A 3921-nucleotide genomic window follows, 5' to 3' on the forward strand; every position below is an offset into this window, starting at 1 on the left:
CTTCGATCGTCTTGGCATGCCTCGCCTCACATAACCTCAACTTCCCGAACCGCCCGGTGCGGACCCGCACGCCGGGTGGTGTGGCAGGGGACCGGCCAGCTTGCTGGCCGCCCCTATGCCGATCGCCGGTCGTCCGGGCGTCGCGCTTTCGTCCACGCGGGCCGCGGATTCGGGCGCCGAGGCCGTCCGGCAAGGCCCGGGAAACCTTGGGAATCGCCGGTTCATCCCCAATTAGGCAAAGCAATTGCTCTACAATCTTTTCTCCCAAGTCCGCGAGTAATCAATGGTTCCGCACCTAGTTACGGCGTTGAATGGCCCGCTGCTCGATCTCGAGCGGAAGATTCTCGAGGCCACGCCCGCTATCGAGCGATGGTTCCGGCTCGAATGGCAGGAGCACACGCCGCCGTTTTACTGTTCGGTCGATCTGCGCAACGCGGGGTTCAAGCTCGCGCCGGTCGACACCAATCTCTTCCCGGGCGGCTTCAACAATCTCCCGCAGGAAGTGCTGCCGCTCGCGGTGCAGGCGGCGATGGCGTCCATCGAAAAGATCTGCCCGGACGCGAAGAATCTGCTGGTCATTCCCGAGCGCCACACGCGCAACGCGTTTTATCTGGAGAACGTCGCGCGCCTCGCGCTGATCATGCGTCAGGCGGGGCTGAACGTCCGTTTCGGCACGCTCGATGAAAACATCCACGGTCCGGTGACCATCCCGCTCGCGGATGGCCAAAAGATCGTGCTGGAGCCGCTGGAGCGCTCGCCGCGCCGCCTCGGATTGAAGAACTTCGATCCGTGCTCGATTCTCCTGAACAACGATCTGTCCGCGGGCATTCCGCCGGTGCTGGAAAATCTGCACGAGCAGTACATCCTGCCGCCGCTGCACGCGGGCTGGGCCGTGCGCCGCAAATCGACGCATTTCTCTTGCTACGACGAAATCGCGAAGAAATTCGCCAAGATGGTCGAGATCGATCCGTGGATGGTGAATCCGTACTTCGCGCATGTGGAAGGCGTGGACTACGAAGCGCGCACGGGCGAAGAAGCGCTGACCGAAGCCATCGACGGCGTGCTGAAGAAGATCGCGAAGAAGTATCGCGAGTACGGCATCAGCGAGAAGCCGTATGTCGTCATCAAGGCCGATGCCGGCACTTACGGCAAGGGCGTGATGACCGTGCACGACGCCAGCGAAGTCGCCGCGCTGACCGAACGCGAACGCGCGAAGATGAACGACACGAAGGAAGGCCTGCAAGTGCACGACGTGATCGTGCAGGAAGGCGTGCATACCTTCGAGCGCGTGGAAAACGCGGTGGCGGAACCGGTCGTGTACATGATCGACCGCTATGTGGTCGGCGGTTTTTATCGCGTGCACGACTCGCGCGAGCGCGACGACAACCTCAATGTTCCCGGCATGCATTTCGTACCGCTCGGCTTCGAGCACACCGCGCTACCCGACGCCCACGCGAAGCCCGGCGCGGCGCCGCCGAACCGTTTCTACATGTACGGCGTGGTGGCGCGTCTCGGGTTGCTGGCCGCATCGGTCGAACTCGAACGGACGGACCCGGAAGCCATTCAGGTGTAAAAAGTAGAAGCGCGCAGGTTGCGGTAAGCGCGCATGCTGCCGTGTCGCGCGCGCCGAATACAACGCACCAAGCGAATCCCCATGGACATTCTCTTCATCGCCGACCCGCTGGATCATTTCAAGATCTACAAGGACACGACTTACTCGATGATGGCCGAAGCCTTCCGGCGCGGCCACACCGTCTACGCCTGCGAGCCGCAGCATCTCGCGTGGACGGGCACGTCGGTGGACGCGAGCGCGTGGCGTATTTCGATCGTCGGCGATCTGGCGAATAGCGACCGCTCGCCGTGGTACACAGCGGAGCAGGCCGAATACATACCGCTCACGCGCTTCTCCGCCGTGCTGATGCGCAAGGATCCGCCGTTCGACATGGAATACGTCAACTCGACGTGGCTGCTCGAGATCGCGGAGCGCGCGGGCGCGAAGGTGTTCAACAAGCCGCAGGCGATCCGCGATCATTCGGAGAAGCTCGCCATCGCCGAGTGGCCGGAATATGTCGCGCCGACGCTCGTCACGCGCGATGTCGCGCGTCTGCGCGCCTTCCACGCCGAACACGGCGACGTCATCCTGAAGCCGCTCGACGGCATGGGCGGCATGGGCGTGTTCCGCGTGAAGGCGGACGGCATGAACCTCGGTTCGATCGTCGAAATGTTGAGCGAGAACGGCGCGCGCTCGGTGATGGCGCAGAAGTTCATCCCGCAGATCACGGACGGCGACAAGCGCATTCTGCTGATCGGCGGTCAGCCGGTGCCGTATTCGCTCGCGCGTATTCCGCAGGGCAACGAAGTGCGCGGCAATCTCGCGGCAGGCGGATTGGGACGCGCGCAGCCGCTGTCGGCGCGCGATCGCGAAATCGCGGAAAAGCTCGGGCCGGTGCTGCAGGCGCGCGGTCTGCTGCTGGTCGGACTGGATGCGATCGGCGACTATCTCACCGAAGTGAACGTGACGAGCCCGACGTGCTTCCGCGAAATCATGGATCAGACCGGTTTCGATGTCGCCGGCATGTTTATCGATGCGCTGGAGCGCGCGGCGGGCTGAACGCGCTGAATTGCTGCATGGCGGAAAACGCCGCGACGCGCGCCGACCGGTCGCGGCAAGGACTGTTACAATTGGTTTCGCGTGCCGTCGAAAAACGGGGCGCGATGAGCCGATCGATCCCGCTTTGGCGCACCGCGAGCAGGCATTTTAACGCCGGATTAAGAAACCGGGCGCAAGCTGAAGTCAAGGTTGGCCGAAGGTCGCAGGCAGGCGTCCGTCAGGCGGTTGAATATCGCCGCGGTGCGTCCATCTAAGACCTGAAACCCGCGACGCTCGCGCGTTTTCGAGCGATCTCTGTGACGTTTTACGTCTTGAAGAGGCAGCAATCCTGACATGGCCGGCATTCTGATCATCGCGCATGCACCGTTCGCCACCGCGCTACGTGACTGCATCGCACATATTTACGGCGGCTTGCCCGCCCGCATCGGCGCTATCGACGTGAAGCCCGATTGCGATCCCGTCGAAGTTCGCGCCTTCGCGCGCTCAGAAATCGACCGTCTGAGGGAAGAGAACGGCGCCATCGTGCTGACCGACGTGTTCGGCGCGACGCCCGCGAATATCGCGGCGAGCCTGCGCGAGACGGACGTGCGGGTGCTCGCCGGCTGCAATCTGCCGATGCTCGTGCGCGCGGTCTGCTACCGCACCACGCCGCTCGACACCCTCACCGACAAGATTCTGCAAGGCGGCACGAAGGCGATCCAGGAACTCGATGCGTCCACGCCGCTCAATCCGTGCGCACTGGCCGCGAAAGCGGCGAGCGGCGCGGCGTGCGCGCCCGTCGCCTGCGCCCGCCCGAGGATCGCGTACCCGCGAAAGCCGCTAGCCACTGACGCCGATCATCATTCAAACTAGCGTTTCGGAGCATCATGCTGCAACAGGAAACAACGATCGTAAATAAGCTGGGGCTCCACGCACGGGCATCCGCGAAGCTCACGCAACTGGCGGGCAATTTTCAGAGCAATATCTGGATGAGCCGCAACGGCCGCCGGATCAACGCAAAAAGCATCATGGGCGTGATGATGCTGGCGGCGGGCATCGGCAGCACGGTGACCATCGAGACCGAAGGTTCCGACGAAGCCGAAGCCATGCAGGCGATTCTCGCGCTGATCGCCGACAAGTTCGGCGAAGGGCAGTAAGCGCTTTAGCTGGTCATCGACAGCCTGTGAAAGCCGCGTTTCGACGTGGCCTTTTTGTGCGCCCAGCATGGGCGCACTCTTGCGGGTGCAAGTCGCGCGGCAAGTTGACCACAGCGAGCGAAGTGAAGCGCAACTGCGGAAGGGCGACCGACCGTGGGGAGGAAGCGTGGAGCG

4 protein-coding genes are annotated in these 3921 nt (G+C 63.2%); all 4 read left to right on the forward strand.

The annotated features are described in order from the left end of the window. Positions 1–283: 283 nt before the first annotated feature. The 4 genes from gshA to BVER_RS28085 all read left to right on the forward strand — a co-directional run bounded on the left by gshA (position 284) and on the right by BVER_RS28085 (position 3747). The gene (gene gshA, locus BVER_RS28070) at positions 284–1573 is read left to right on the forward strand and encodes a glutamate--cysteine ligase (RefSeq protein ID WP_050456034.1); all 1290 of its coding nucleotides are present in this window, start codon (positions 284–286) and stop codon (positions 1571–1573) included. 81 nt (positions 1574–1654) lie between these two features. Continuing rightward, a complete protein-coding gene (gshB, locus tag BVER_RS28075; protein ID WP_050456035.1) occupies positions 1655–2611 on the forward strand; it encodes a glutathione synthase in 957 nt (318 codons plus the stop codon). Between the two features lie 333 nt (positions 2612–2944). After that, positions 2945–3463 carry a PTS sugar transporter subunit IIA gene (locus tag BVER_RS28080; protein WP_232316891.1) on the forward strand — a complete coding sequence of 173 codons (519 nt, stop codon included), beginning with the start codon at positions 2945–2947 and terminating at the stop codon, positions 3461–3463. Between the two features lie 14 nt (positions 3464–3477). Continuing rightward, positions 3478–3747 (forward strand): HPr family phosphocarrier protein, encoded by a 270-nt coding sequence (locus BVER_RS28085; RefSeq protein ID WP_050456036.1) that lies wholly within the window; start codon positions 3478–3480, stop codon positions 3745–3747. Positions 3748–3921: the final 174 nt, after the last annotated feature.

The organism is Candidatus Burkholderia verschuerenii (genome assembly GCF_001189365.1).
In the GTDB taxonomy this organism is placed as follows: domain Bacteria; phylum Pseudomonadota; class Gammaproteobacteria; order Burkholderiales; family Burkholderiaceae; genus Caballeronia; species Caballeronia verschuerenii.

Bases quoted from the DNA above. Each gene is read 5' to 3' on its own strand.
- BVER_RS28085 (WP_050456036.1), top strand. From the start codon at position 3,478: ATGCTGCAACAGGAAACAACGATCGTAAATAAGCTGGGGCTCCACGCA.
- gshA (WP_050456034.1), top strand. From the start codon at position 284: ATGGTTCCGCACCTAGTTACGGCGTTGAATGGCCCGCTGCTCGATCTC.
- gshB (WP_050456035.1), top strand. From the start codon at position 1,655: ATGGACATTCTCTTCATCGCCGACCCGCTGGATCATTTCAAGATCTAC.
- BVER_RS28080 (WP_232316891.1), top strand. From the start codon at position 2,945: ATGGCCGGCATTCTGATCATCGCGCATGCACCGTTCGCCACCGCGCTA.